Annotated in this window: 4 protein-coding genes; all 4 read right to left on the bottom strand. The window is 66.4% G+C overall.

Annotation, left to right across the window (positions count from 1 at the left end; genetic code table 11):
• Positions 1-78 precede the first annotated feature (78 nt).
• Positions 79-819, bottom strand: coding sequence for an acetoacetate decarboxylase (locus ACXJL8_RS37355; protein WP_456617385.1), 741 nt, complete (start codon positions 817-819; stop codon positions 79-81).
• Between the two features lie 94 nt (positions 820-913).
• Complete coding sequence (locus ACXJL8_RS37350) at positions 914-1,246, bottom strand: hypothetical protein (RefSeq protein WP_456617384.1); 333 nt, start codon at positions 1,244-1,246, stop codon at positions 914-916.
• 102 nt (positions 1,247-1,348) lie between these two features.
• Positions 1,349-2,065, bottom strand: a complete 717-nt coding sequence (locus ACXJL8_RS37345; RefSeq protein WP_314952911.1) for an MgtC/SapB family protein — start codon at positions 2,063-2,065, stop codon at positions 1,349-1,351.
• Positions 2,066-2,172: 107 nt separating this feature from the next.
• The coding region (locus tag ACXJL8_RS37340; protein ID WP_456686645.1) for an AIDA repeat-containing protein at positions 2,173-3,250 on the bottom strand (1,078 nt) is incomplete at its 5' end.

Below are 3,250 nucleotides of genomic sequence, written 5' to 3'. Positions count from 1 at the left end.
CGCCTGACCGATCATGATGCCCGGCCTCGCGCCGGGCATCTCGTTTCGCGGCCTACCTCGCCTTGTTACTTCGCCAGATTACTTGGCCAGGTAATCGAACGCCACGCTGCCGAGCCCGAGCGTCAGGTCCGCTTTGAAATGCAGCGCCGAGACCACCTCGCGCACCGGCAGGCGGGCGACGTCGCAGAGTGCGTGGGGAAACAGGCCGAGTGCAGCAGGGCCGGTCCATGCTTCCTTCAGCACGACGTCATCGAGATAAAAACGCACCAGCTCGCAGATCCGCGGGCTGCCGTCGACATGCGGGATGATCTTCAGGATGAAGTTCGGCGTCGCCATCGACTTCAGCACCGCGTCGTGGTCGACCTTGCGGTGCTTGTAACCCATCGTGGCCGAAGCGCAGAGGACCGAGCCGTAATGCAGCGAGCCGACCAGGACGTCGCTCTCGACCTCGATCTTGGGCCTTGCAAGCTTCTTCGGAAAGCCCCACAGCTCGCGGCCGCCGGCGATCGGGGCCTCGTCGTCCAGATACATCGCGTGGGTGTAGCCGCCCTCCTCGCCCTTGAAGCGGACCGGGATCACCTGCCCGGTTTCCGTGTAGTCGCCGAAGCCGGTCGAGTCGGGCATGCGAATGAATTCGTATTTCACCAGCGGCTCCGCCACCTCAAGCGGCTCGGGCACGATGGCGGCGAGGGCTTCGGGATCGGTCCTGTAGGTGATGATGAAGTATTCGCGGTCGAAGAAGCGATATGGCCCCGGCGGGAATGACGGGTTGGTGAGCGGCATCGAATAGGCGGTGCGGCGGACGTCTTCGATCTTCATGGGAGGCCCCATCTGTCGTTGGCGCGACGGATTATGGATCGGGCCGCCGGCAGAGGCGAGGTCAAATGCGCGTCACAATGCGCTAGCCGCCGAACTACTTCTCCTTCATCGGCGGCGCGATCTTCTCGGCCGGCGCCTGCGGCAGCGCCGGCTTGGTGGCCGCGCCTTGCGTTTGCGGTTCGGGGCGCGCGGGCTCGGGGGCCGGCGTGGTCGGCCGGTCGCCGCCGGGCTTGGCTTCCGCGGGCGTCTTGTTCTGATCGTCGGATGGCGTGCCCTGGAGCGGCCCCGTCGCCTGCGCCGTCTGCATCCGGCTCTCAGCGCGGATTTGCGCCAGCGAGAGGCCCGAGACCACGATGCCTGCCGCAAACAGCGAGCAGGCGATCAGGATATCTCGTCGAAATCCGCGCTTGTCATATTGGCCGGGCATGTTGATCACCACCAATGGTTGGCAGGATCAACGAAATTCGCGGACGGCGGTTCCTTACGCCGGAAGCCGGGAACCGCCCGTTCGCGTGCCAAAACGCCGCGCTCAATCCGTCGTGCTGACTTCCCAGGTGGCGTGGCGCACGCCCGGCAGGTGCTGGAGATCGGTCGCCACCGCATTCAGCTCGTTCGGATCGACCGCGGTCGCGACCAGCTTTGCGACGATCTCGATCAGATCGTCCCCGGTCTCGACCACGTCGATATCGGCCACCGGATATTTTGCGCCCTCGAGCTTCTCGACGAGCCGGTCGCGCATGTCGGGCAGGGCGTCCGGCGCGACCGCGAGCTTGAAATAGTAGGTCGCCTCCGACGCCTTCTCGTTCAGCGGGATGCGGTTGATGGCATTGACCAGCGGACGCAGCATGGTGTTGCCGGCGATGACGAACACGGTGAGCGCGGCCGCCTGCGCGACCATGTCGGCGCCGGCGCAGGAGCCGACCGCCGCCGAGGCCCACAGCGTCGCCGCGGTGTTGAGCCCGCGCACGTCCATGCCCTGCTTCATGATGACACCGGCGCCGAGGAAGCCGATGCCGGACACGACATAGGAGATCACCCGGACCGCGCCGTCGGCACCCGTCAGATGCATGGCGAGATCGACGAAGGCAGCGGCGCCGACCGCAACCAGCACGTTGGTGCGCAGGCCCGCGGTGCGCTGCCGGTATTGCCGCTCGGCGCCGATCAGCGTGCCCAGCACGAAGGCCGTGAACAGGCTGACCAGCGTGTCGGCGAAATCAGCAATCTGGAAGGTCGTCAGAAACCGCATGGCCCCTCGCACAGTCGCCACACGATCTATGCGAGAGTGCCGCTGAGGTCAATTTGAACGGGCACCGGCCGTGGAAGCCGATGCCCGTTCGTCTTGGTTTGCCTGCCTTAGTGAGCGGCCGCGAGCAACGTCTGCTGGGGCGGCGTGTAGCTCAGCACAGTGCCGCCATTGCCGTCGGCCGACAGCGCGAAGGACGAGGCCGCGTATTGCGCCAGCAGAGCCCAGGAGTAGCTCTGGCCGCCGTCGGTCGTGACCGTCAGATTGTTCGAGCTGTCGACATCGACGCTGCTGATCACGGTGTTGCGGAAGTCGATGTGGTCGTCGGCGCCGAAATTGGCGATCGCGCCGGCGAGACCGGACGGCACGTCCAGCACCAGCGTTGCGCCGTCGGAGCCGCCGAAGTCGACGTTCTGGAGCAGGCCGCCGGCGTAGACGTGCTCGCTGCCACCGTCCAGATGCGAGTTCGAGGCGATGCCGCCCGCCCCCACTTCCTGCTCGCCACCGCCGCTGACGGTCGCGGCGGTCGCAGCACCTGCGACGAACTGATAGCCGCCATTGATCGTCGCGCTGCCGTCGGTCGCGCCCGCGTCCACATACTGGAAGCCGTCGGCTGCGATCGTCGTGCCCGTTGTCGCACCACCGGAGCCGACATATTGCCGCCCACCGGCATTGATGGTGGTGCCGGCGGCATGGCCGTTGCCGAGCACCTGCTGATTGCCGTCGAGCACGGTGTTGGTGACGGTCCCTTGGTAAACATCCTGGTAGCCACCGGCCGCAACCGTCGTGGCATCGGCGCTACCGCCCTGATAGACGTGTTGTGCGCCGCCACTCGCGACGAGGACGCCGTTTGCCGTGCCGTAGTCGTATTGATTGCCGCCGGCGCCCACCGTCGTGCCCGTCGCCGTTCCGCTCAGATATTGCGTTCCGCCGTCGATCGTCGAGTTGACGTCGCGGCCGCCGGCGGCAACGGACTGCTGTCCGCCAGCCTTGATCGTGGTGTGGGCGGAGGTGCCGTTAGCGTAGACCTGCCCGAAACCGTAGAGCAGGGTATCGGTCGCGGTTGCGCCGGCGCGCACGTCCTGATAGCCGCCGGCTTCGATCGTCGCAGCGGTTACGGTACCGCTCAACACGTGCTGCTCTCCGCCACTCTTGACCACAGATCCGGTCGACGTACCTCCGCGGACC

The sequence above is a fragment of the Bradyrhizobium sp. P5_C11_2 genome, from assembly GCF_054049755.1.
Note: the sequence above shows the minus strand (reverse complement) of the source record. Positions and strands in the feature narration are given on the sequence as shown.

Excerpts from the sequence above, each read along its gene's own strand:
- ACXJL8_RS37345 (WP_314952911.1), bottom strand. The coding sequence starts at position 2,065 with ATGCGGTTTCTGACGACCTTCCAGATTGCTGATTTCGCCGACACGCTG.
- ACXJL8_RS37355 (WP_456617385.1), bottom strand. The coding sequence starts at position 819 with ATGAAGATCGAAGACGTCCGCCGCACCGCCTATTCGATGCCGCTCACC.
- ACXJL8_RS37350 (WP_456617384.1), bottom strand. The coding sequence starts at position 1,246 with ATGCCCGGCCAATATGACAAGCGCGGATTTCGACGAGATATCCTGATC.